Here is a 23,648-nt window from a genome sequence, read left to right as displayed (position 1 = left end):
CAAACCTTGAGGCCGGGGTGGAGGCCCGTTCCATCGGGATTTCATCGGCGCCCTCTACCGTCGGCCGCCGATCCCCGGGATCAGCTGAATTCCGCCGACTTCACTTCACAACGGAGGGGTACACACAGTGGCAAGAACCGGCTTACATCGCGTGTTCACCAGACTGGCCGTCGTGGCCGGCATCTGGGTGTTGGTCATCGGGATGACGGCCTCGGTCGCCGTCGCGCAACCCGGGCCCGTTCCGGGCCGGGGCGACGACCGCTCGGGCGTGTCCCGGTATTTCAGTGGCCCCCAGGGGTTCGCCATTCCGACCGTGCCATGTGATCCGGCCGGCCCGTCACCCACCGACGCAATCATGGCCGACCAGCTCAACCCGCAGCTGCACGCGAAGATGGCCGGCTACCTCAACGCGTACAGGATCTCCTGCGCGAGGATGGTCACGCAGGCGGTGAAGGACCGGGGACTCAACCCGCGAGCCGCGACGATCGCCATCGCCACGATCATCGTGGAGAGCAGCATGAACAACTACTCCCAGCCCGTCGACCACACCAGCGTGGGGCTGTTCCAGCAGCAGGACTGGTGGGGCAGCCGGGAACAGCGTCTGAACCCGACCTACGCCACCAACGCCTTCCTCGACGCGATGGAACGGGTGTATGAGGGCGGGTCGTGGAACAACGCGCCGATCGGCGAGGTGTGCTGGCGTGTCCAGCAACCGCGGGAGGATCTGCGCCACCTGTACGGGATCGAGGCGGGCGACGCCGCACTCATCGCCAACGCGCTGTGGGCCGGCACGGGCGGCGGCCCGAAGCACCCGTACGCCTCGGGCCGTGTGGTGTCGGGCCGGTCCGCGGACGGGCGGCTGGAGGCCTTCGCCGCCGGCGCAGACGGTGTGTACCACTCGTGGCAGACCGCGGTGAACGGCGCCTGGTCGCAGTGGCGGTTCGCGGGCGGTCCGCGCAACGCGCAGCTGGCGGTGGCGTCCAACGCGGACGGCCGGCTGGAGGTGTTCGCACTGTCGGACACCACGTTCGACCACATGTGGCAGACCGCGCCGAGTGCGGGTTGGTCCGGTTGGCAGAACTTCGGCACCGGTGGACACCGGCTGGCGGCGGGCAACAACGCCGACGGCCGTATCGAGGTGTTCGCCTCCAACGCCAACGGCGTCTTCCACCGCTGGCAGACCGCGCCCAGCGGTGGCTGGGCCGGGTGGGAAGACGTCGTCGGCGGTCCGGCCAATTCGCGCCTCGCCATGGAGAACGCACCCGATGGACGACTCGAGGTGTTCGCGCTGTCCGACTCGACGTTCAAGCACCTGTACCAGACGGGTGTGAACGGCGGTTGGTCGGCCTGGGAGGACTTCGGCGGCGGCGGCCACGACGTCACGGCCAGCTACAACCAGGACGGCAGGCTCGAGGTGTTCGCCTCCAACGCCAACGGTGTGTTCCACCGCTGGCAGACCAGCCCGACCACGTGGTCGGAGTGGACGGGCACCGGCGGCGTCTCCAACGCCGAGCTGACCACGTCACGGTCGGTCGACGGCCGGGTCGAGGTGTTCGCGATCAACGCCGCCACCGCGAGCCACTCCTGGCAGACCAGCCCGAACGCGGCGTACTCGCAGTGGGAGACCTTCGGTGGCGGCGGCACCGAGATCGGTGCGAGCAACAACGCCGACGGTCGCATCGAGGTGTTCGGTACCAGCCATGCCGGTGTCTACCACCGGTGGCAGACCGGGTTCGTCACATGGTCGGAATGGGGCTGGCTGAACGATTCGGGCCCCGCGATCAACTAGGGGACGTCTCGCCGATCATGCCGGGCTCGCGGCGCGATCGACGAGACACCCCCTAGGGGGTGCTCGCTTCGCGGCGTGGCCGGACGGGGTCATGGAGAGGTTCAGGGGCGCTGCAGCCACGTCGTGTACCAAGCGCGGAAACCGGGGCTCGCGGGGGTGAAGCCGCCCCAGTCCGGGTCGATCCGCCAGATCTCGCCCGCGTGCCGGCCGGTCAGGATCAGACGGATGTACATGCCGCAGCCCTCTTCGGCCAGCATGAGCGTGCCCGGGGTCAGGTCACCGGTCGGTACGTTGATCCGGCCGGCCTGGGGTTCGGTGAGAGGAAACGGCGCGGCGAGCCGCCCGGGCAGCCGGTCTTCGGCCCACTCGTCGTCCACGGCCCAGTCGTCGCCGGCCTCCGCGCGCGGACGGGTCAACGGCATCAACCCGTGGGCGGGGCCTGCGGGGCCGTTGCCCACCCGCGCGACGAAGGAGCGGTACTCGGCCGGCAGGTCGATGCCGTGGACGTCTTCGAACGCCCTGATCTCCGCCTCCGGCAGCGGGGGCTCCAACACGTACCGATGCGTGGCCGCCCCAAAGCGCGCCTGCTCCGGGTCCCGCGCCGCCAGCTCCCGTATCCGGGCGCGCACGCCTCCCTCGTCCCAGCTCTCCATCCGGCGAACCCTAACAACCCGGAGTGGCCGACCGAATCGCCGATGGCGTGCTGTGCTCCGGCGTCAGTGGACTTCGTACGCCCGGGCGAGTACCGCCAGGGTCGTGGCCATGGCCCGGCGCAGTTCGGGCGGGGCGACGACCTGGACGTCCGCACCGAGGCGCAGCAGCTCGCCGCAGGCGTGCTCGGTGCTCTCGGTCGGGATGACCGCCTCGACCCATCCGTGGTCGCCGACGGGCGCCGCGGTGGAGTCGACCGCCCGGACCACCTCCGGAGGGACGTGGTCGGGGAGGTGTCGGCGTCCTTGAGGAGACAGGCGGACGGTGGCTGTTCCGGTGTAGCGGCGTGCCCGGAAATCGTCGAGGTAGGAGGTCCAGTACGCGCCCAGGTCGAAGTCGGGCGGGCGAACCGCTCGTCGCCGAGCACCGCGTCGAGGACCTGGGAGACGCGGTAGCTCGCCGTCCCGTTATCCGTGGCGGCCACGACGTACCGGGTCCCGGACTTGAGTACGAGGCCGAAGGGACGAAGGCGGCGATCCACCTCCTGCGGCGCCCGCCATCGGCGGTAGCGCACGTCCACCACCCGCTGGGTGAGCACCGCGTCGACGAACAGGGGCGGATATGGCGTCTGTTCGTGCTCCCGGTACCAGCCGGGAGCGTCCAGGTGGAACACCGCCGCGGTACGCGCCGCCTCCTCGCGCGGCCCCGCCGGCAGTGCGGCCATCAACTTCAGGCGTGCTGCCGTCACCTCGGCCGCGAGCCCCAGGTCGGCGGCGGGTCCGGGCAGCCCGGCGAAGAACAACGCCCGCGCCTCGCTCTCGCTCGACCCGGTCAGCCGGGTGCGGTAGCCGTCGAGCAGCCGGTAGCCGCCTTTGCGGCCCGGCTCGGCGTAGACCGGGAATCCGGCGGCCTGGAGGCGCGCCAGGTCGCGGTAGGCGGTACGCACGGACACGTTCATGTTTCGTGGCCGCCACCGTGTGGTCCTTCCGCCCCGGAGAGCCCAGGGGTGTCGCACTGATCCGAGACGGTCTGCTGGCCGTGCTGCCTGAGACTGGGCCTGCGCCACTCGCCCTCCTGGCCACCGAGCCAGCGCCCAACACCTCCCCAGGCTTCCGGTGCGCACCGGAGAGTACGTCGCCGTGCTCTTCGCCTCGTACCCCGACGAGCGCGCGCACCGCCGGCACCTCGCCGCCTTCCAGGCCCACCCCCTCGCGCGCGACGAGATCCTGCCGGGCATCGAACGAGCACAGACGGCAGCTCCCCGAACGCTCCGGCTGGCGCCCACCGGCCGCTCACTCCTCTCCTGACGCCGCCTCCAGCCCGGCCCGTACGTGACGAAGGCGCCCGCCGTCGGCCCCCGGACCGCACGAGCGGTGGACGGGGGCCGACGGCGGTCGCTTGAACGTGCGGGAGCGTCAGGCGGCGAAGGACCTCTCCAGGCGCGGGATCAGGTCCCGGAGGTCCTGTTCCCAGCAGCCGGCGTTGTGGCCGCCGTTGCACTGGGTGCCCCAGCCGGAGCCGTCGCCGTAGTTGACGTAGTAGTAGGACATGCCCAGGGCGTCCATGCTGGCCTTGACGTTCTTGGCCGCGCCGGCGACCCAGAACTCCGGCTCCAGGGGTGAGCCGCCTCCGTCGCCTACGTAGATGGAGACTCCGACTCCGCCCTTGGCGAGCCTGTCCATGTGCTGCGACGGGTCGACCTCGTTCCAGCGCCAGTCGGCGTTGAACACCGGGTACGGCGAACCGAACGCCGCGTCACTGTCCACCGCGGGCTTGTACGGGGATTCGTTGGGGTCGCAGGATCCGGACGAGGAGCCGCAGATCGCGCCGGTCGCGTCGATGAGGGAGGCGACGACGGCGAACCGCAGGTCCATGGACCGGGCCGAGAAGTCGATGTCTCCCGACAGGGACGCGGTCTGGCTGAACAGGTCGGGACGGGCCTGGGCGTAGTGGAAGGCTCCGAAGCCGCCCATGGAGACGCCGGCGATGGCCCTCGCCTTCTTGGTGGCGATGGTGCGAAGGTTCGCGTCGATGAACGGGATCACCTGCTTGAGGTGGAAGTTCTCCCAGTTCTGGGCACCGGCCGCGGTCTTCTGGTTGAGCCAGTTGGCGTACCAGCCCCGTGCGCCGCCGTCCGGGATGACCGTGATCATCTGGTCCGAGATGGTCAGGGCAGGGTAGTTCTGCTGGATCGGGTCGTCGGGCGATCCGTGCAGGAAGTACAGCACGGGGTAGCGCCTGCCCGGGTCGTCGTAGTAGCCGCTCGGCAGAATGATCTTGATGTGCTGCTCACCCGCGACCTCGGGCGTGGTCACGGTGAGGTAGAAGTTGGTGGCGGTTCCTTGCGCCGTGCCGACCTGGGTCAGGCCGAAGCCGTTCGTCATCGGCGGCGGCGCGGTGCCGCCGTCGGTCGCCTGCGCCGAAGCCGCCGGCGCGACCATGGCCACGGCGGCGATCATCCACGCCACCGCCAGTCGCCACCAGTTCGATCTCCTTGTCACAGCGTGCCCCCGGTGAGTCTCGTGAGTGTTATCGGCATGCTCAGTCCAGAACCTTGATCCGCAACTCCGGTGAGGCCGCGATCTGCTCCTCGGTGAACCGCTCGGTCACCCATTGGCCCGCCGAGAAGAGTTTGGTCTGATCGGCGTAGTGCGGTGAGTTCGGGTTGGCCGACTGGGAGTAGGCCATGACGGAGTACGCCTCGGGCGGTCCGTCGGTGGTGAACCGCACCTGCTGGATGAAGCTGGAGCCGAAGACGATGTCCAGCTTTCCGTCGACCTGGCCGGGAGTGATCACGTTCAGTACGCCCAGTTCGCCGATCGAGCCGTGGATCGGGATCTGCTCTTGGCCGCGCGTGACCTTCTGGATGTCCGACAGTGGCGCGTTCAGCGGGACGCCCGCCTTGCGCAGCGCGTGGACCGCCCGGGCCAGCGCGTCGCGGACGGCGGAGTTGCCGGAATCAAGCGAGTTGGGCGTGTGGACCGGGTCCTTGGGGTCGAATGCGACCCGCCACGGCAGCTTGTCGAGCGACTGGCCGCCTTGCAGGCGGACCCAGAAGTTCGCGAACAGCCAGGATCCCCGGCTGTCCGCCGTGTAGTTGTGGTCCTTCCAGGCGGCCAGGATCGGGCATGCCTCGCTTACGTTGACGAGGCTGCCGTCCACCAGGACGAGCCCGAAGGGGGCACCTTGGCAGGCCTCCACCGTCGCGTTGAGGGTCAGGTCGGCCGCCCTGCTGTTGTCGGCGAACAGCAACTTGCCCATGGTCTCCGGTGTGAAGCCCTTGCCCGGCAGGCCGTCGGTGCCGTTGATCCGGTTCCGCGCGGTCAGGATCAGCTCCTGGGTCCGCAGCGACCTGGGCGTCGCGGCGTCGCCCATCACCTGGGGGAAGGACAGCGGCTGCTCGGGGTTGGCCAGCCAGGCGCTGTCGTTGGCGTTGCCCGCGAAGTCGGACCGGATGAGGCGCGGCTGCTTGTGCGGGGCCAGCAGCCCTGGCGCGACCGCGTTCGGGTCGTTGGGCCAGTCGCACTCGCTGCGCTTGCCGTCGAAGATCGAGACGGGCGGCACGTTCGACGGCCGCAGCCCCGGGTTGAACAGCAGCTGACCGGTCATGGTGAGGCACGACGTGGCGTGCTCGTCGGTGATGTTCGGGGTGGCCTGGATGTCCGCGTACAGGGCGTTGCCCTTGCGGTCGGAGGCGACGGTGTTGAAGAAGGGGACGCCCTGCGTGGTCTCCAGGGTGTTCACGACGTCGTGGACGTCCTTGGCCTGGTCCAGGCGGAACCAGGTGTTCATCGCCCGCAGGTTGTCCATGTTCACGTCGCGCACCGCGTGCGCGCTGACGACCCAGGGCAGGGAGATGCCCTGGATCGAGGTGGTGATCGGTCCGTAGCGGGTGGACCACAGGGTCCTGGTGACCCTGCCGATGGAGCCGTCGGCGTTGCGCACGTCGACACCGACCTGCTGCGAGGTCATCTGCTCCCATTTACCGTCGACGAGGTACTTGGTCGGGTTCAGCGGATCCACCTGCACGTCGAACAGTCCGAAGGGAGCGACGGTGGCGACAGTGTGGCTCCAGGCGACGTTGTCGTTGTAGCCGATGTTCACCGCGGGGAGTCCGAGCAGGCTGGCCCCGGAGACGTTGAGCTTTCCCGGGATCGTCAGGTGGCTCTGCCACATCCGGTTCTTGCCCTGCCACGGGAAGTGCGGGTTGGCCAGCAGCATGCTGGTGCCGCCGGACACGCCCTGCGACCCCACCGCCAGGGCGTTGCTGCCCATGCCCTGCTGATGGCTCGCCGCCATCGCGTCGCTGATCTTCTTCGCGGTTTCGGCGGCCTTCGCCTTCGAGGTCTTCGGGGTCTTCGCGGCCGCCTCGGGTGAGGAGGCCGGCGGCGCGGCGGCCGACGCGCCCGGGGGCGTGGCGTTCACCATGCCGTCCAGCAGCGCGTCGGCGCTGCCCATGATGATCTCGGCGTGCGCGTGCCGGTAGACGTCCAGCTCCGTGATCGGCCGCACCCAGGCGGCACCACGGCAGGCCGGGTCGGTGATGTTGTTCACGCCCGTCTCGGACAGGTACCGGTTGTATCCCTGGACGTAGCCGCGGATGGCCTCTTTCACCTCCGGCTCCGGCCCGTTGGGGGCGGGCAGGGCGAGCAGCCGCTCCACCACCCCGTTGTCCTTGATCCGCTGGAAGTACAGGTCGCTGTTGAGATTGGTGGTGGTGTTCTGGTCCTTGCCGGGGCTCGTCTTGCCATCGGGTCCCAGGTGGCGTGAGCGCTGGGCGTTGACCATCAGATAGGTGTCGGCCAGGGTGCAGATGTTGTCCTTGGCCGCCGCGTATCCGTAGCCCGTTCCGAGGCCCTCCCAGTCGGAGGCGGTGATGTGCGGGATTCCGTACTCGGTGTAACGGATCGTCGGCTTGTCCGGCCCCGGTTCGGCGGCGGCCGCTCCGGTGGCCGCGGGCCCGGTGACCGCCGTCGTGCTCATCACCGCCGCTGCGGCCGCGACCGCCATCGGCAGCCCCGCTCTGTGTCTCCTCCGCGCCATCGAGCCGTCCTTCCCCTGTTCACAGGCCGTCGTCTGAACACGGCCACGCTAGGGAGGACCGATGAAATCTCGATGATGCCGCGGCACCCCAGGGACGCCGGCGCCGTCCGCCGCTCCGCCCGACCCTGAGAGGCCGGGGCGAACGGCATAGCCGAAGCGCCGACGTCTGTCAGTCCGTAATCTTCCGGGGTCTCCCGGGGCTGTCCCGTTGCTATCTTCCAGACCGCCCGCTCCTCGGCCACGCGGGTATCCCGCACGTCCATCCCATTCACCCCGAGATTGCGAGGGGGGAGGAGCGTCTCGTGCTTGCTGGACTTTCCCGACGCGCACTGGCCTGTGTCCTCGCCGTTGCGGCGGCCCTGCTGCTGCCGGCGCTGGTGCCCGCTGCTCCGGCCGCGGCGCGGACCGCCGCGGCCGCAACCGCGGCGTGCCCGGCCGCCGGTTTCGTGTCCCAGCACTTCCACAGCGGCCACAACGGCGTCGACATCGCCAACGATGTCGGGACGCCGATCTATGCCGTGGGCGACGGTGAGGTGACCATCTCCGGGCGCGACCCCGGTTACGGCCAGTGGATCCGGGTCCAGCACCCCGACGGGAGGATCTCCGAGTACGGGCACATGTCCCGGCGGGACGTCTCCGTCGGTGACCGTGTCGCGGCAGGTCAGCAGATAGCCCTGATGGGCTCCGAGGGGCAGTCCACCGGCCCCCACCTCCATCTGCGGATCTGGGGCGACCGGTCCGCCTCCTACGGCATCGACCCCGAGGTCTACCTCGCCGAGCGCGGCGTCGTGCTGCCCTGCACTCCGGGCAACGGCCCGCGGCCCCGGCCGCTTGTGTATCCGGCGGAGTCGGGCCGGGTGGTGTCGGCGCGGTCGGCGGACGGGCGTCTCGAGGTGTTCGCCGCCGGAGCCGACGGCATCCACCACGCCTGGCAGCAGGAGGTCAACGGCAACTGGTCGGCCTGGGAGGCCCTCGGGGGCCCCGGCAACGCGGAGCTCGCGATCGCGCCCAACGCCGACGGCCGCCTGGAGCTGTTCGCCCTCAACGGCAGCACCTTCCAGCACCGCTGGCAGCTGAGCCCGTCCGGTGGCTGGTCGAACTGGGAATCCTTCGGCGGTGGCGGCCGGGACACCGCGGCCGGTGTCAACGCCGACGGCCGTATCGAGGTCTACGCGTCTGGCCCGGTCGGGCTCTTCCACCGTTATCAACTGGCACCGAACGGCGGCTGGTCGGAGTGGGAGCCCACCGGCGGCGGCCCCACCGACAGCCGCGTGGAGATGGAGAAGTCGCCCGACGGGCGCCTGGAGGTCTTCGCCCTCAACGGCGACACCTTCCAGCACCGGTACCAGACGGCCCCCAACGGCGGCTGGTCCCCGTGGGGCGCCTTCGGCGAGGGAGGCCGCGACCTGACCGTCGACCACAATGCCGACGGCCGCCTGGAGGTCTTCGCCTCCGGACCGGTCGGCGTTTTCCACAAGTACCAGACCAGCCCCACCAGTTGGTCCGAATGGGAGCCGACCGGCGGCCCCGCCGACTCGCAGCTCACCAGCGAACGTACCCCCGACGGGCGTGTGGAGGTCTTCGCCATGAACGGCAGCACCTCCATGCACATGTGGCAGAGCGCCGTCAACGCGCCCTACAGCGACTGGGCCGCCTTCGGAACCGGCGGCACCGAAGTCACCGCCGCCACCAACGCCGACGGCCGGATCGAGATCTTCGGCACGAGCCACGCCGGCACCTTCCACAAATGGCAGACCGGCTTCACCACCTGGTCCGAATGGAGCTGGGTCAACGACACCCCCGGCCCCACCCTCAACTGACCCTCTCCCCCAACCCCCTCGATCTGTCCCGTGGTCGGCTGTGCCCTGTACGGCGCGCGGCCGACCAACCAGGCGGTCCCTCTGGAGTGACTCGTGCTTCCGATCAGCAGACGGAGCCTGTTGCGCGGTGTTGCGGGGGCGGGCGTCCTCCCGTTCCTGGGCGCCGGCCCGGCCGGCGCCGCGGCCTCCGAGGAGGCCCTGGCCCCGCACTGGGCCGGTGCCGGACCCTTCACGCACGTCTACGATCCGTCCACCCCGGCCGGCCCGCGCTACCTCAACGACCACACGCTGATCAAGGCTCAGGGCCGCTGGCACCTGTTCGGCATCGTCGGGGACAGCGCGCCGCGCGGCGAGGCCCCGGACAGCTCGGCGGAGATCACCTTCGCCCACGCCTCCGCGGCGAGCCCGCACGGGCCGTGGACCACCCACGCCGACGCGCTCACCGCCGACCCGTCCTATTTCGGCGAGGAACACCTGTGGGCGCCGCACGTCGTCGAGGCCGCCGGCACGTACTGGATGTTCTACGCCGCGGGCGGCGGGAGCGGCGCCGCGATCAACCTCGCCACCTCGACCGACCTGTTCACCTGGACCCGGGAGCCGTCCGGCCCGCTGTTCCGGGGGCTCGCCGCGCGTGACCCCATGGTGCTGCGGGTCGGCGGCGAGTGGGTCATGTACTACACAGAACTCTCGGGCGCGGGCGGCCACCATGTCGTGGCGTACCGGCGTTCCGCCGATCTGCTGCACTGGAGCGAGCCGGGTGTGGCGTTCACCGACGCGAGCACGGACGCGACCGTCTCGGTCACCGAGTCGCCGTGCGTCGTCGAACGGGACGGCTGGTACTACCTGTTCATCGGACCCCGCAACGGCTACGAGGGCACCGACGTACTGGCGTCGCGGGACCCCTTCCACTTCGAACTGGCCGGATACGCGGGGCATGTGGCCGGTCACGCCGTCGAGGTCGTGCGCGACGGGGAGGCGTGGTACGCCAGCGCCGCGGGCTGGTTCCGCCACGGGCTGTACGTGGCGCCCCTGTACTGGCGGGACACGCCACCGCCGTGGCAGAGCCCCGACAACCCGGTGGCCGGCCTCGATGTGCACGGCCGGCTGACGGTCTTCGCACTCGACGCCACCGACCGCTCGATGCTGCGGCGCGTCCAGACCGACCCGTACGCCGACACCTGGTCGGAGTGGGAGCCCTTCGGGGGGCCGGCCGGCGCGGATCCCACCCTCGGCCGCAACGTCAGCGGCAGGCTCGAGGTGTTCTCCCTCGCCCCGGGCGGCGTCAACCTGCACCACCGGGTGCAGCGGCCGGACGGTGGCTGGCACGCCTGGGAGGAGTTCGGCGGTCCGGCCGGGGCAGCCCCTGCCGTCGCCCGGGACGCCGACGGCCGGCTGGAGGTGTTCGCCCTGAGCCCCGGCGGCGCCTCCGTCGCGCGGCGCCGGCAGGGTGCGCCCGGATCCCTGAGCTGGGATCCGTGGGAGCCCGGCTTCGGCGGGTCGGCGGGCGCGCCACCGGTGGTCGCGGCGAACGCGGACGGCCGGCTGGAGGTGTTCGCCCTCTCCCCCGGCGGCTCCGGGATCTACCACCGCTGGCAGCAGGCGCCCGGCGGCCCGTGGACCGCGCGATGGCACCGGTTCGGCACCGCGGCCGGCGCCGCGCCTCGGGTGGCCAGGGACGGCAGCGGCCGGCTCGCTGTCGCCGCGATCGGTCCGTCGGGTGTGGGGGCCTTCGCCCGGCGTCAGGCCGTGCCGAGCGGTGGCTGGGACGACTGGCTGGGGCTGTTCGGCTGGAGCGCCGCCGCCCCGGCGTTCGCCGCCAACGCCGACGGCCGGCTGGAGGCGTTCTCCGTCACGCCCGGGGGCGCCCGGCTGGGCCACCGCTGGCAGGTCGCTCCGGGCGGGGACTGGCATCCCGGCGGCGAGTTCGGTGAGCCCGGCATCAGGCTCGTCGCCACACCCACTGCCGTGCTCGACTCCACCGGGCGGCTGCACGTCTTCGCCGTCACGGTCGCGGGCGGGATACGGACCCGCGTCCAGGACCGGCCGAGCGGCGGGTGGCAACCATGGACGGCCTTCGGCGACCGCAGGGTCGCGCCTCTCGTGTCGGGCAGTCCCGCTCTGTGAGCGACAGGGTGCGGATCTCGCCAAGTGAACGGGGACATCAGTGTTTCGTTGGCGCCGGGAAGTCGCCCGGTACGCCGGTTCCTTCCCTCCCCGCACGGTGACCTTCCCCACCTTGCGCGACACGGAACGAGGCATTCGCACCCGGCACGGGAGGACACCTCCCGCCCCGGGCCGTCCGCGGCGGCAGGCCGTTGCGCCGGCGCCTCGGCGGGAGACCCCCGGGCCGAACACCCGGGCAGAGACCCGGAAACAGCCTCAAATCGGTGCCCCTGGCACGGAACCGTGGTGACTTGAGGCACAGCGAACGGCGCGCCCCGCGCAACACGTCTCAGACGCCCTGGTGAGAGCGGTCCAGGAGCCTCCTCGCCCCCATGCGGCGGGCCGGCCCGGCCCCGCCGGCGGTCCCGGTGAAGTGGCCGAAGTACGCCGGTGAACTCTGGTGACCCGTGAGTATCGTTCCGCTCGTCCGGCAAGTGCGACGTGGGGGAACGGGGGGTGCGGTGAGCGGCGTAGTGGTCCATCTGCCGCAGGGAAGCGGTGGCGCCGACGGCGGCGAACCGCACGGTGACGCGGTGACGTTACGGCTCGGCCCCGGCGAGGTCGCCCGCTTCGGACGGGGCTCCGCGACGGTTCCCGTGGAGCTCCGTCTCGCCGACCCCGCGATCTCCCGGCTCGCCGGGGAGATCCGCGTGACCGACGACCACTGGCAGCTGACGAACCACAGCACCACCCACAGCTATCTCGTGGAGAATCCGGAGGGAGCGGGGGAATACCTGAGGGTTCCGCCGCGACGGGTCGGGGCGCCCATCCCGTTCGAGTTCTCCCGCGTCGTGCTGCCGACCCGCGGTGACGCCCCCATCTCCTTCCAGGTGTTCGCCCCCGACCACCTCTACCTCGACCCGGAGGCGGGCGTTCAGTGGGGAACGAGCACGGTCACCGCGTACTCCCTGGACGAGACGGCCACGTACTTCCTGGTCCTGGTCGCACTCTGCGAACCGCGCCTGCGTGACCAGTCCCGCGTGGCGGTCCCCACCACTCCCCAGATCGTCGAGCGGCTCAGCGGGCACGTCACCGGCGGCACGCTGACCGCGCGGGCGGTCAGCTCGCACATCGACTACCTCGCCGAGGAGAAGCTGCGCATCGGCGTCGCGGACGCCCACGAACCCGGCAAGGGCGACCGCCGCAACGGCAAGCGGGAAGAGATCGTCGGGCTCGCGCTGCGGTTCGGGCTCGTACGGGAAGAGCACCTCGCGCTGCTGCCGCCCCTGACCGGGGCCGGCGGGCGGGAGCGGCCGGCAGCACGATGACACCGCCGCACGGCCATGGGGACACCGCGGAACACGACCGCGCCGACCTGCTCCCACCCGGCTGTCAGGTGGGCGACTGGGTGGTCACCGAGCTGATCGGGGCGGGAGGCTGGTCCACCGTCTACGCGGCGCGGCCTGCCGACGGGGACCGGGGCGGACCCGGTGACGCCCGCGCGGGCCGGTCCTCGCCACCCGCCGACGTCGCGCTCAAGATCATGCCGACCGCGGGGCTCGCGCCGCGACAGGCGCGCAGGATCGTGGAGTCCGCCCGCCGCGAGGTCGAGCTCGGGCGCAGGGCCGGACATCCCCGGCTGATCGGTCTCCTGGAGTCGTTCGTTCTCGCCGCACCCGACCGTCCCTCCCTGGAGGGCGCGATCGTCCTGGTCATGGAGCGGGCCGCGGGCAGTCTGCGGGAACTCGTCGACGCGGGCGTGCCCGAGGCCGATCGCGCACGGCTGATCGCCGGAATCTGCGAGGGACTCTCCCATCTCCACCGGTCGGGCTGGGTCCACGCGGATCTCAAGCCGGAGAACGTCCTCCTGGGCCGGGACCGGTCCGTGAAGCTGTCGGACTTCGGCCTCGCCACCGAGCTGACGGGGACCCACGGCTACGCGCCGCCCATGGGTACTTTGGACTACCTGCCGCCCGAGCGCTGGAAGGCCCCCCTCGGCGAACTGGGCGTGCGGGTCCGGCCGACCGCCGACATCTGGGCCCTGGGCATCCTCATTCACGAGGTCTTCGCCTCGGGCGCCTCGCCGTTCCCCGGCGCCACACCGATGGCGCGGGGCGCCGCGGTCCAGGAGTACGGCGAGGGGCGTGCCCCGCTGCGCATGGACCATGCCGTGCCGCCGTTCTGGCGCGCGCTGATCGCCGACTGCCTCGCCCCGACCCACGCGGCGCGCGCCCCGCACACCGCCGAGAGCCTGCTCGCTCGTATCACCGCCCAGAGGGAGACGCCCGGGGCGGGGCGGCTGCGGGGCCGGGCCCGTGCCGCCGTCCTCGCCACCGCGCTGTGCGGGGTTGCCGGCGCGGCCCTGTGTTCGGACGCGGTACGGGCGGGCTCGTCCGCACAGTCCGGCCGTACGGGCGCCGCGGTCGCCACCGTCCGGGTGTTCAACGCGGAGCGGGTCTGCCAGGAGCGGGTCGACCGGGACCGGCAGTGCAGTCTGGGCCTGGCGATCGACCCCGCGCAGCCCTACACCGCGGAGAACGTCGTACCGACCAGGGTGTGGCACGGCGACGTCCTCACCGCGGACTGCGAGCTGCCCGACGGGCAGCCCATCATCGACGAGGCGGACCAGCGGTCCACCCACTGGTACCGCGTCCACCTCCCGCCCGGCTCCGCGCCCCCCACGGCCTGGCTCCCTGCCGTACGGACCAGGGAACGGCCGGCGCTGCCTGAGTGCCCGCACCCCCCGGCCGTGCGCTGACGCACCTCGACGCGCATCGACGAACGTCGCGCATCATCGAAGGTGGGGGGTGGGTGAGGAGCGTCGATGAGGAGTGGCGATGAGGCTGTCGTTCCTTGAGCCCCTCTACGCGGAGCCGGGCCCGTTCGCCTCCGTGTACCTGGGCACCTCCCGGGACGTCGAGCATCCCGAACGGGCGATCGCGCTGCGCTGGGGGCGGCTGCGCGAGAGTCGTCCCGCCAGGGCGCGGACGGGGCGCTGCTGAACGTCCTGGAGGAGGTGGTCGGTGCCGATGCGGAGGTGCCGGGCATGCACGGTCAGGCGATATTCGCCGCCCACGGCACGCTCGTCCTGGACGACGAGCTCCCCAGGCCGCTCGAACGCGACTCCGCGCGCTACAGCACCTGCCGGAGGCGATACCCCTCGTCGCCCAGCATGTTCCGGAGAACCCCTATCTGGCCGTGGTCCACTACAGCGGCCTTCCGACGGCTGAGACTCACGGCTGGGTGACCCCGGAGGCGGAGACAGGCACCTGGCCCGCGTCGAATGTCACCCCGGGTGAGCGGCTGCACCACAGGGTCGCGGTGGCGACCTGGCACTGCGCCTGCCTCCGGCTCGGCCACCTGCTGGACGAACGGGCGCGGCGCGCCCATGCCGACGCCGTCGTCATGGGCGGGGACGAGTGGGCGTGCAACGTCCTGGTCCGCCGCCTGCCGCACACCCTGCGGGACAAGGTCGTCCGCGTCGGCGGCCGGAGCCCCACCGACACCGGGCGCGCCCTGCTGAAGCCGCAGCTGGACGCCGTGCTGGGCGGCCACATCGCCGCCCACGACCGGGAACTGGTTCCTGTTCATCAGCCGGCGCGCCCTGGACGGGCCCGTCACGGAGGGGCTTGCCGCCACCGTCGCCGCGCTCCAGCGCAGCCAGGTCGCGGCACTGCTGCTGAACCGAACGCCCCGGTCCTCGCTGCGGCTCTGGACGGGCTCCCAGCCCACTCAGTGCCGCACGGCACCGGACGGATGCGCAGGCCGACTGTGCACGACGATGTCGGCGTCGCCGCGCACCTTGCCGGTCGCGTCGAGCAGCAGGGCGGCGGCGCTGACGGCCGGCACGCCCGGGACCCGCTGCCGGCCCACGGCGATCCGCAACGGGGCGGTTGGGACAGGGGCGTTGGCGCCCTTGGCGATGTGCGTCATACGCCACATGGTGACAGTGAAGGCGGTGTGAAGAAAGGATCTTCGGCGTGGAGTCGGCACCTCGGAGCGCGACCCCCGCGTGGTACGTTCGACGCCGCTGTGCGCTGCTTCGAACTGAGGAGGTGAGACCGATCAACGCTGTGACGTGTCGGGCCTCCCTCCTTCGCATGGCCCAGGGAGTGCCCGAAGGCATCCCGAAAGGCTTCAAGCGCTATGCGGTTCACCTCTGAGACGTCCTCCGACGGCGTCCGCGAACAGCTCTTCACCCTCGGCGAGATCCCCGGCGCGCTGTGGACGCCGGAAGGTGCTCCCGGTACGCGCCCCCTGATCGTGATGGGACACGGCGGCGGTCAGCACAAGAAGGCCCCCGGCATCCTTGCCCGTGCGCGCCGCTTTGTGGCCGAGTGCGGTTTCGCGGTGGTGGCGGTCGACGTGCCCGGCCATGGTGACCGGCCGATGGACGAGAAGTACAACCGGATCGCGACCGAGAACCAGGCTCGTGTGGAGGCCAGGGAAGAGCTGGCTCCGCTGATCGCCCGCTTCCAGGCGCTCGTGGCCGGCCAGACCGTCCCGGAATGGCAGGCGGTGCTCGGCGCGGTTCAGGAGCTCGATCATGTCGGCGCCGGGCCGGTGGGTTACTGGGGCGTCTCGCTGGGGTGCGGACTGGGGGTTCCGTTCGTTGCCGCCGAATCCCGGGTCCGTGCGGCGGTGCTGGGGCTGGGCGGGGCCTTGGCCTCGGCCGAGGATGCCGCGCGGATCACCGTCCCGGTGGAGTTCCTGGTGCAGTGGAACGACGAGCGGGTGCCGCGCGAGCAGAGCCTGGCGCTGTTCGACGCGTTGGCCTCGGCAGAGAAGACGCTGCACGCCAACCCCGGCAAGCACGGGGAGATCCCTGCGTTCGAGATGGACAGCGCGCTGAGGTTCTTCTCCCGGCACCTCGGCTGATCCCACCCGCCGCCTGCGGTCTGCGACACGCCGATCGGGACCCGTGTCCGATCGGCGCGCCTTTCATGCCGTGGGCGGCGCGGGGGTGGTCGCCCACCCGGAGGATGCGGAGCCGCACCAGCCTGCTTATGGCGGGCTGGGGCCACGCACCCTTCCCCGCTACCGCACCCCGCCGCGAGCCGTCTCGGTCCTCGCGGCGGAGGCGGGTGCCGGCCGGTTCACCGAGGTGACCTGGAGGCAGGGCAGCAAAGTCGCGATGACCTCACGGTTCGCGGTGCTGACCGTGCGGCCCGCGGGCGAGCAGTCCCTGGCCGCAGCTCAAGAGGCGGGCGGTGGCCGAAACCGGTGGGACGGCGTCCTGCCCGTCCAGCCACTCCTCGTCGAATGGCCGGACGGCCAGGACACCCCGACGGACTACTGGATATCGAACCTGCCCGCGACCACACCGGCTGCTGACCTGGTGCGGTGGGCGAAGATGCGCTGGCGGATCGAGCATGATTACCGCGAGCTCAAGCACGGCCTCGGACTGGACCACTTCGACGGCCGCACCTGGCGCGGCTGGCACCACCACGTCACCGCCGCCCAGGCCTTCCTCACTCTGCGGCGGATCGACCCAAAAGCCCACGTGCCGGCCTGACTCTCTACCAGGTCCTCGACGCCCTTCAGGACCTGCTGAGGTGCTGGACCGGCACCTGCACCACCTGCGGAAGCCCCCTGCCCAGCCCTCGGAACAGCCGCAGACAGCCCAGAACCTAACGAAGCACTACTACTGACCTTTGCGGCGTCTTGTCGTTGGGGGCTGACGATGTGTGATCGTCGCGGTATGCCTGTTGTGTGAGATATCCGCAGGGTGGTGGGCTGACGCCTGAACGGCAGGTGTTTCGCGAGCGGATCCGGCTGGAGGCCGCGGAGCGATTCGCTGCGGGTGCCTCCAACGCGGAGGTCGCCAAGGACTTACGGGTGAGTGTGCGCTCGGTGCAGCGATGGCGCCGAGCCTGGCACGACGATGGCACCGAGGGGCTGCGGTCTGCCGGACCCGTCTCACTGCCCAAGCTGAGTGAGGCCCTGTTCACCGTGCTCGAGCAGGAGCTTGCCAAGGGGCCGGTCGCGCACGGCTGGCCGGACCAGACGTGGACGCTGGCGCGGATCAAGACGCTGATCGGACGCCGGTTCCACAAGAGCATGACGCTGTCGGCGGTCGCGCGGATGCTGCACCGGCACGGCTTCAGCCACCAGGTCCCGGCCCGCCGGGCCACCGAGCGCGACGAGGAGGCCGTGGCGGGCTGGGTGAAGGAGACCTGGCCGCAGGTGGAAGGTCCGTGGCGGCGCTCGACGCCTGGCTGTGCTTCGAAGACGAAGCCGGCTTCTCGATGACGCCGCCCACCGCACGGACCTGGGCCCGGCGCGGACGCACACCCGTCATCCGGGTGCGAGGGCGCTCTCAGCGCCGCTTCTCCGTCGCCGCTCTGGCCGGCTTCGCGCTGTTGCGGAAGCGAGTCCTGCTGGCCTGACTGCAGCTCTGTCGGTCGGGCCGGTCAGCTGAGCGCGAGCGGTAACGGAACCCAGGCCCAGCTTGCTCCGGCATGAGTCGACGGCCCGGACGACCCAGGCAGTCACGGCGTCGCGATCTGGCGCGATCGCGTGAAGCTCACGTGCCTTCTCCTGGGCTTCGACCATCCACGGGGCCAGCGGGTCCTCTCGGAGGACGCGCTCGAAGTGATCGCGGGCCGTGTCCGGATACCCAATCAGGGCAGCTGCGATTCCGGCGTCGAAGCTGTCCCAGAGGAATCCCCGCCGCACCGGCCTGGACATCAGGTACTGGGCGGCGTCCGGCAGAGCCGGGAATTTCTCCCTCAGCGCCATCACACTCGCAGCCGCCTGCTGGCTGAGGTCGAGCGCCAGCCGCGTGAACTGGTCCTCTGTGCGGAACAGTTCGGAGCCTACCCGGACTTCGTCCACGTGGAAGGCCAGGTGGTCCACGTCGTGCCACAGCCACATCGCACCGACGTACAACCCGCTGCCGGCAGTCCGTGGTGGGGTGAACTCCACAACCCCCAGCCACCACCCGTGATCATCAATCCACAGCCGCGACCGCCCACGCTGGGCCAGGCCGAGCGGCTTCAGGGACTCCCGCGCCACCGAGGTGATGATCCGGAGAACCGGACTGCGATCTGCCATGACCAGCATTATCGACGGCCCTACCGACACCCCCGTCGGTACTGAGCGTCACCGGTCCACAGAAGTTGGACCAGAACCATAGCCCAGCGACATCACTCTCCCGTGGACGATGACGCTCTCCGCGCTGAGCTACAGGCGCTCTCGTAACTCACCGACAAAGCCAGCTAGATTTTGCACGCCAACCACGAGTTCCTGGGGGACGCCATGACAGATGAACCGCAGCAACACTCCGAGCCCGGGCCCCTGTTGAACTTGGGCTGCCTGATGTTGCTGGTGGTCTTCGGCGGCCTGGCGACGATGCTGTACGGCCTGGGAGTGCTGATCTTCGGCGACACCCCGGCCTCGTCCGCCGTCACCGTCCTCCTCGCGGGCCTGGCCGCCTCGGCCCTGGGTGTCGCCGTCATCAAGCGGTTCCCCCATGCAGTGCAGATGAAGGGATACGCCCCGTCGGCACGCGTCACCCGCCTGGCGGCCGAGCGTTCGCTGGGCGAGCACGTCTTCACCCGCAAGAACACCAGCCCGCTGGAGATCGTGGCCGGCACGGTGACCATCGGCGCTGTGATCGTGGGAGCCCTGTGGGGCGTGAACTGGGTCCTCAGCAAGACCGGGACCGACATCCCCGGCCTCCAGAAGCTGGTGACCACCGTGGTGCTCTTCCTGCTCGCGGCCCTCGTCCTGGTCATCATCGCGCTTCCGGTCCTGTTGTGGAGAATGCCCAAGGGATTCGTTCGCACGCATCTGTACGCGGGCGGGCTCGTGTACACCTCCTACGGCCGCCCCCGCGCCGTGACCTGGGACGACGTCGACCGCCTAGTGCTCTCACGACAGGCCCACGGAGCCAGTCTCTTCGGCGGCAAGGTGGTCGCCTACCACGTGATCACCCGTGACGGGCACCGCCTGCGGATCGACGCCCACCCCAACCTGGAATCCGACCCCCTCGGCGAGCACATACTGAACGCCGTAACACTGCGCAGCCGCCCGGTACTGGAGGGCGGCCCGGCGGCCGACGACCCCGGTCACCGCCGGATCTAAGAGCAACTGCACGCGGTGGACAGGGGCGGGCGCTCCCCACTCGCCGCCCCGGCCAAGCAGACCCCTGTGACCTGACCCGACGCGGCAGGATCAACGCCGACGCTCCCCCTCGGGCTGGCGGAAGGGCTCGCACCGGGATCGGAGTGGCTCGGGAGCGCACTTGAGACCGGGCTGAACTCGGGAACCCTGACCTACGACCCGGCTCGGGGTTTCATGTCAGGACTTGAGGACGGAGTCACCTACGGACTGGCACTGGGATTCTTGATCGGTTCGGTCCGGGTGGCAGCCAGCCGCCGCTACGTCGCGTTCTTGGTGTGCGCACGGGCACACCTGCCGTGGCGACAGCCCTGGCCGAGCCCTCACTGACGCTGGCGAACGCATCGCAGCCGGCGAGACGGTCAGGGGCCCGAGCGCCTCAAGCAGTGGCGCGGCATCGCCACCCGCTACGACAAACAGCCCGGCCGCTACCTCGCCACCATCACCCTGGCCAGCACACTCATCTGGCTCGACGCATGATCGACAAGACACCCCCTAGGGGAGGCCGGCGAGGTCGGCGGTGATCAGCTCCGCCACCTGCCGGATGTGCTCGGTGAGGTAGAAGTGGCCGCCCTCGTACGCCCTGAAGCGGACGTCCTCCGTCCCGTGCCGCTTCCAGTCCAGGACCGCGTCCGCCGGGGTGCGGGGGTCGCAGTCGCCGGTGAGCACCGTCAGCGGGCAGGACGGTTCGGGGCCCGGCCGCCAGCGGTAGGTGCGCACGGCCCGGTAGTCGGCCCGCAGCGCGGGCAGGACCAGCTCCAGGAGCCCCGGGTCGGAGAGCAGTGCGGCGTCCGTGCCGTCGAGCGCGCGCAGGTCGTCGAGGATGCCCTCGTCGTCGGTGATCTCCTGTTCGCTCTCCACGCCACGCGAGGGCGCGGGGCATCCGGAGACGTACAGCCGGGCCGGGCTCAGGAGGCGGGCCGCCTCATACGCCACCAGGGCACCCATGCTGTGCCCGAACAGCACCAGCGGGCGGTCGTCCAGGGCCGGTTCGAGCGCGGCGACGACCTGCCGGGCCAGCTCGTGGAGGTCATCGACGGCTGGTTCGTGCCAGCGGTCCTGGCGGCCGGGGTACTGGACGGCCAGCACGTCGGCCACCCCGCACAGTTCGGCGGAGAAGGGGACGAACCAGCCCGCGGCGCCGCCCGCGTGCGGCAGGCACACCAGCTGGACCGGGCGGGTCGCCGGGTCGGGCGTGGTGTGGAACCTGCGCAGCCAGGTCCGGGGTCCCACCGCCGCCGTCATGCGCCGGCCTCGCTCACGTCGGTGAGCGCCGCGGCGGTCGCCTCGCGCACGGTGCCGTCAGGGAGGGCGAAGACGTACGTCAGCTTCGGCAGCGCCTCGTCCAGAGCGGCGAGCATCGCCGCGTGGTCAGCGCCGGAACCCCAGATGACGTCCAGCGGCGTGGTCATCACGCCGCCCGCCAGCTCGGTGCCCGGGCGGGCGTACGGGCGGATGCCCTCGATGCCGTCGACCTGGCGCACGTCCATGGCTCCGTGGATCGCCTCTAGCCGGCACGGTTCCACCGGGGCCATGGTGTTGAACAGGAAGTGGACGCGGCCGCCGTAGTCGAACTCGGGGATCTGCGAGGTGTCCCCGAGTGCGAGGAGGCCGCCGAGGCGCACCATGTCGACGCCGCAGACCCGGCGGCTCATCAGGTTCAGATGGCCCGAGAGCCGGCCGTTGACCTCGATGACGCAGGGGCCGTCGGCCGTGAGCTTCAGCTCGGTATGGGTGATGCCGTAGCACACTCCCAGGGCGTCCAGGGCACGGGTGGTGAGGTCGGTGACCTCCTCCAGCACGTCGGCCGGCAGGTGCGACGGCCAGAAGCTGCCCAGCTCCCGGAACGGCTTGAGCAGCGGGAACTTGCCGGTGACCGCGAGGTGCCGTACGCCTTGCGGGGTACAGACGCTCTCGACGGACACGTAGTCGCCGTACGGCGCGCTCGGCACGCCCTCCAGGAGCTCCTCGACCGTGTACACGGCGTCCGCGCCCTCCGGGAACAGCCGCGGCAGCAGCTCAGCCGCCTCAGCGGCGGTCGTGACGGCGTAGGTGTCGCGGCTGCCTCCGCCGCGCACCGGCTTGACGATCGCGGGCAGGCCCACGGCGTCGTACACCTTCGGCCACTCGTCGGGTGAACCCAGCGGGTGGGAGCGGACCTTGTCGACGCCGGCGTCGCGCATCACCTGGCGCTGGCGGATCTTGTCGGTGACCGTCGCGGCCACTTCCGGGGTGTGGGACGGCAGACCCAGCGCCGCGGCGAGCTCCGCGGTCTTGCGGACCATGCGCTCGCTGTAGGTCACCATCGCGTCCGGGGCCAGGTCCCGGGCCAGGGCGATGTCGCCCTCGCTGGTGCCCGTGAGCGGTACCACGGTGCCGAAGTTCTCCAGGACCGGTCGCAGCCGTTCGGCATGGCGGGTGGGCGGGAGCAGAAACACGATGTCCCCGAGATCGGCCAGGCCGACCCCGATCTCCCCCGCGGAGGCCGCGCCGTCGTCGTAGAGCACCGCCAGGGTGCGGCGCCGCTCGCTCATGCCGTGCCTCCGGCGGCCGTCGTGAGGGCGGCCTCGAAGTGACGGGCGTACTCGCGTACGCGCGCCTCGTCGAGCAGCGCGGGGTCGTAGGCGACACAGACACGGCTGCCGGCCTCGGCGCCTTCCACCTCGAAGTCGACGCGGAAGGGGAAGCTCGGCTTGCCCTTCACCCACCAGTCGCGGGTCCGCAGGCCCCAGGTGCCGTCCAGGTCCTCGTAGACGTGGAAGTTCATGAAGTTGAACGTCACGTCGAACGGCGGGCGGCCCAGCCGGCTCTCGATCTGCGCGAGCGGGAAGGCGCGGTAGGGCGCTGCGTCGCGCTCCGACGCCTGGGCCCTGCGGGCGAGCTCGGGCAGGGGGGCGCCGAGATCGGTCAGCCGCAGCGGCACCGTGTTGAGGTAGAGGCCGACCATCAGGTCGGCGCCCGGCCGCTCCGGGCGGGTGTTGACGACGACGCCGGTCACCACGTCGTCGCGGCCCGTCCAGGCGGACAGGGCACGCGCGTGGGCGGCGAGCGCCAGCGACTTCAGCGAGACGCCGGCGTCGCGGGCGGCGGCGCGCATGCCGTCGAGTACCGCGCCGGGCACGGTGAACTCGACGTCGGCGACCGCGTTGGCCGCGCCGTGGAACTGTCCGCGCGAGAACAGCAGCGGCTCGCTGTCGGCCTGCCGGTGCCAGAAGTCGGCGGCCTCGCCGGAGGCGAGCAGCCGGCGCTCGGCGACGATGAAGTCGTGCTCGCCGGTGGCCGGTGGCTCCGGCAGCTCGGCGCTCTCGCCGCGCAGCTTGGCGGCGTACAGCTCCAGCAGGTCCACGATGAGCCGGCCGTAGCTCCAGCCGTCGACGATCGCGTGGTGGCTGGCGATCGCGACGTGGAAGGAGTCGGGCTGGGCCACGACGTGGCAGCGGAACAGAGGCGCCCGGCTCCAGTCGATGGGCAGGGCGAGGCCCTCGCGGCTCCAGTTCCGGATGCTGTCGTGCCCCTTGGCGGGGTTGTCGTCGCCGATCCGCTCGACGGTCAGCGGGGGCTCGACGCGCTCCCACTGCAGCTGGACCGACTCCGAGTACGTGCCGAGGTCGAAGGAGGTGCGCAGCGCGGCGTGGCGGTCGCACAGTTCGGCCAGGGCCTCGCGGAACAGCTGATCGTCGAAGGCGGCGACGGTCTCCCAGCCGATGATGGAGTGGTAGAGCTCCGGGTCACCGCTGGTCTCGCAGAGGTAGATGATGCCGACCTGGAGCGCGGACGCGGGCAGGGCCGCCGCGACGCCGTTCGGGACGAGGATGCGGTCGCCGGGGTCGATGAGCGCGTCCCGCTCCGCGGCCGGTTCCGGGGCGGGGGCGGCGGGGACCTGCGTCGCCAGGTGGCCGGCCAGCTCGCGGACGGTCGGGTGGAAGAGAAGATCCTTGAGAGTCATCGCGATGCCGCGCTCCTGCACCGCCGACACGACGCGCAGGGCGATCAGCGAGTCACCGCCCAGGGCGTAGAAGTCGTCGTCGGCGCCGACCTCCTGGCCACCGAGCTGCTCGCTGACGATGGCGGTGAGCACGGCCGTCAGGTCCGTGGCGGACTGCTCCATGGTGTGGGGG

17 protein-coding genes and 4 pseudogenes are annotated in these 23,648 nt (G+C 71.2%); 12 read left to right on the top strand and 9 right to left on the bottom strand.

What is annotated here, in order from left to right:
* Positions 1 to 127: 127 nt before the first annotated feature.
* Positions 128 to 1,789 carry a peptidase M23 gene (locus ACSU6L_RS38930; protein WP_437064379.1) on the top strand — a complete coding sequence of 554 codons (1,662 nt, stop codon included), beginning with the start codon at positions 128 to 130 and terminating at the stop codon, positions 1,787 to 1,789.
* Positions 1,790 to 1,890: 101 nt separating this feature from the next.
* Here ACSU6L_RS38930 and ACSU6L_RS38925 read toward each other — a convergent pair whose 3' ends face one another.
* Positions 1,891 to 2,442: an SMI1/KNR4 family protein gene (locus tag ACSU6L_RS38925; protein ID WP_437064378.1), complete on the bottom strand. Its 552-nt coding sequence runs from the start codon at positions 2,440 to 2,442 to the stop codon at positions 1,891 to 1,893.
* A 63-nt stretch (positions 2,443 to 2,505) separates the two neighbouring features.
* Positions 2,506 to 3,398, bottom strand: a pseudogene (locus tag ACSU6L_RS38920) (helix-turn-helix transcriptional regulator).
* A 157-nt stretch (positions 3,399 to 3,555) separates the two neighbouring features.
* On the opposite strand from ACSU6L_RS38920, the gene ACSU6L_RS38915 reads away from it, so the two are divergent.
* The gene (locus ACSU6L_RS38915; protein WP_437064377.1) at positions 3,556 to 3,747 is read left to right on the top strand and encodes a hypothetical protein; all 192 of its coding nucleotides are present in this window, start codon (positions 3,556 to 3,558) and stop codon (positions 3,745 to 3,747) included.
* Between the two features lie 108 nt (positions 3,748 to 3,855).
* Here the strand turns inward: ACSU6L_RS38915 and ACSU6L_RS38910 are convergent, their stop codons facing one another.
* Together ACSU6L_RS38910 and ACSU6L_RS38905 are read right to left on the bottom strand one after the other, a co-directional pair.
* Positions 3,856 to 4,941: an alpha/beta hydrolase gene (locus tag ACSU6L_RS38910; RefSeq protein ID WP_437064376.1), complete on the bottom strand. Its 1,086-nt coding sequence runs from the start codon at positions 4,939 to 4,941 to the stop codon at positions 3,856 to 3,858.
* A 40-nt stretch (positions 4,942 to 4,981) separates the two neighbouring features.
* Entirely contained in the window at positions 4,982 to 7,483 is a 2,502-nt protein-coding gene (locus tag ACSU6L_RS38905; protein WP_437064375.1) for a penicillin acylase family protein, read from the bottom strand.
* A 302-nt stretch (positions 7,484 to 7,785) separates the two neighbouring features.
* Between ACSU6L_RS38905 and ACSU6L_RS38900 the strand changes: the two genes are divergently transcribed.
* The 6 genes and pseudogenes from ACSU6L_RS38900 to ACSU6L_RS38875 all read left to right on the top strand — a co-directional run.
* Entirely contained in the window at positions 7,786 to 9,303 is a 1,518-nt protein-coding gene (locus ACSU6L_RS38900; protein WP_437064374.1) for a peptidoglycan DD-metalloendopeptidase family protein, read from the top strand.
* Between the two features lie 93 nt (positions 9,304 to 9,396).
* Positions 9,397 to 11,427 (top strand): family 43 glycosylhydrolase, encoded by a 2,031-nt coding sequence (locus ACSU6L_RS38895; RefSeq protein ID WP_437064373.1) that lies wholly within the window; start codon positions 9,397 to 9,399, stop codon positions 11,425 to 11,427.
* 500 nt (positions 11,428 to 11,927) lie between these two features.
* A complete protein-coding gene (locus tag ACSU6L_RS38890; protein WP_437064372.1) occupies positions 11,928 to 12,734 on the top strand; it encodes a serine/threonine protein kinase in 807 nt (268 codons plus the stop codon).
* A complete protein-coding gene (locus tag ACSU6L_RS38885) occupies positions 12,731 to 14,164 on the top strand; it encodes a serine/threonine-protein kinase (protein WP_437064371.1) in 1,434 nt (477 codons plus the stop codon). The genes ACSU6L_RS38890 and ACSU6L_RS38885 overlap by 4 nt, the downstream gene beginning before the upstream one ends.
* Positions 14,165 to 14,243: 79 nt before the next feature.
* Entirely contained in the window at positions 14,244 to 14,408 is a 165-nt protein-coding gene (locus tag ACSU6L_RS38880; RefSeq protein WP_437064370.1) for a hypothetical protein, read from the top strand.
* A 196-nt stretch (positions 14,409 to 14,604) separates the two neighbouring features.
* Positions 14,605 to 14,928, top strand: a pseudogene (locus ACSU6L_RS38875) (hypothetical protein); the annotation flags it as partial.
* Between the two features lie 210 nt (positions 14,929 to 15,138).
* On the opposite strand, the gene ACSU6L_RS38870 reads toward ACSU6L_RS38875, so the two are convergent.
* Positions 15,139 to 15,339, bottom strand: coding sequence for a hypothetical protein (locus ACSU6L_RS38870; RefSeq protein WP_437065255.1), 201 nt, complete (start codon positions 15,337 to 15,339; stop codon positions 15,139 to 15,141).
* A gap of 213 nt (positions 15,340 to 15,552) precedes the next feature.
* Here ACSU6L_RS38870 and ACSU6L_RS38865 point away from each other — a divergent pair, with 213 nt between their 5' ends.
* From ACSU6L_RS38865 to ACSU6L_RS38855, 3 genes and pseudogenes are all read left to right on the top strand, one after another.
* A complete protein-coding gene (locus tag ACSU6L_RS38865; RefSeq protein WP_437064369.1) occupies positions 15,553 to 16,284 on the top strand; it encodes a dienelactone hydrolase family protein in 732 nt (243 codons plus the stop codon).
* Positions 16,285 to 16,369: 85 nt separating this feature from the next.
* Positions 16,370 to 16,921: pseudogene (locus ACSU6L_RS38860) on the top strand (transposase); the annotation flags it as partial.
* A 197-nt stretch (positions 16,922 to 17,118) separates the two neighbouring features.
* Positions 17,119 to 17,756, top strand: a pseudogene (locus ACSU6L_RS38855) (winged helix-turn-helix domain-containing protein); the annotation flags it as partial.
* Here ACSU6L_RS38855 and ACSU6L_RS38850 read toward each other — a convergent pair.
* On the bottom strand, positions 17,704 to 18,462 hold the full coding sequence (locus ACSU6L_RS38850; protein ID WP_437064368.1) for a hypothetical protein: 759 nt from the start codon (positions 18,460 to 18,462) through the stop codon (positions 17,704 to 17,706). The pseudogene ACSU6L_RS38855 and the gene ACSU6L_RS38850 overlap by 53 nt on opposite strands.
* 204 nt (positions 18,463 to 18,666) lie before the next feature.
* Here ACSU6L_RS38850 and ACSU6L_RS38845 point away from each other — a divergent pair, with 204 nt between their 5' ends.
* Positions 18,667 to 19,494 (top strand): DUF6585 family protein, encoded by an 828-nt coding sequence (locus tag ACSU6L_RS38845; protein WP_437064367.1) that lies wholly within the window; start codon positions 18,667 to 18,669, stop codon positions 19,492 to 19,494.
* 531 nt (positions 19,495 to 20,025) lie between these two features.
* Here ACSU6L_RS38845 and ACSU6L_RS38840 read toward each other — a convergent pair.
* The 3 genes from ACSU6L_RS38840 to ACSU6L_RS38830 are packed head-to-tail and all read right to left on the bottom strand — an operon-like array spanning position 20,026 to position 23,638.
* Positions 20,026 to 20,763: a thioesterase II family protein gene (locus ACSU6L_RS38840; protein ID WP_437064366.1), complete on the bottom strand. Its 738-nt coding sequence runs from the start codon at positions 20,761 to 20,763 to the stop codon at positions 20,026 to 20,028.
* 8 nt (positions 20,764 to 20,771) lie between these two features.
* Positions 20,772 to 22,064 (bottom strand): ATP-grasp domain-containing protein, encoded by a 1,293-nt coding sequence (locus ACSU6L_RS38835; protein WP_437064365.1) that lies wholly within the window; start codon positions 22,062 to 22,064, stop codon positions 20,772 to 20,774.
* The gene (locus ACSU6L_RS38830) at positions 22,061 to 23,638 is read right to left on the bottom strand and encodes a condensation domain-containing protein (protein ID WP_437064364.1); all 1,578 of its coding nucleotides are present in this window, start codon (positions 23,636 to 23,638) and stop codon (positions 22,061 to 22,063) included. The genes ACSU6L_RS38835 and ACSU6L_RS38830 overlap by 4 nt, the downstream gene beginning before the upstream one ends.
* Between the last annotated feature and the right edge of the window lie 10 nt (positions 23,639 to 23,648).

This window comes from Streptomyces sp. enrichment culture, assembly GCF_964272855.1.
In the GTDB taxonomy this organism is placed as follows: Bacteria; Actinomycetota; Actinomycetes; order Streptomycetales; family Streptomycetaceae; genus Streptomyces.
This window is presented reverse-complemented; position numbering and strand designations above follow the sequence as displayed.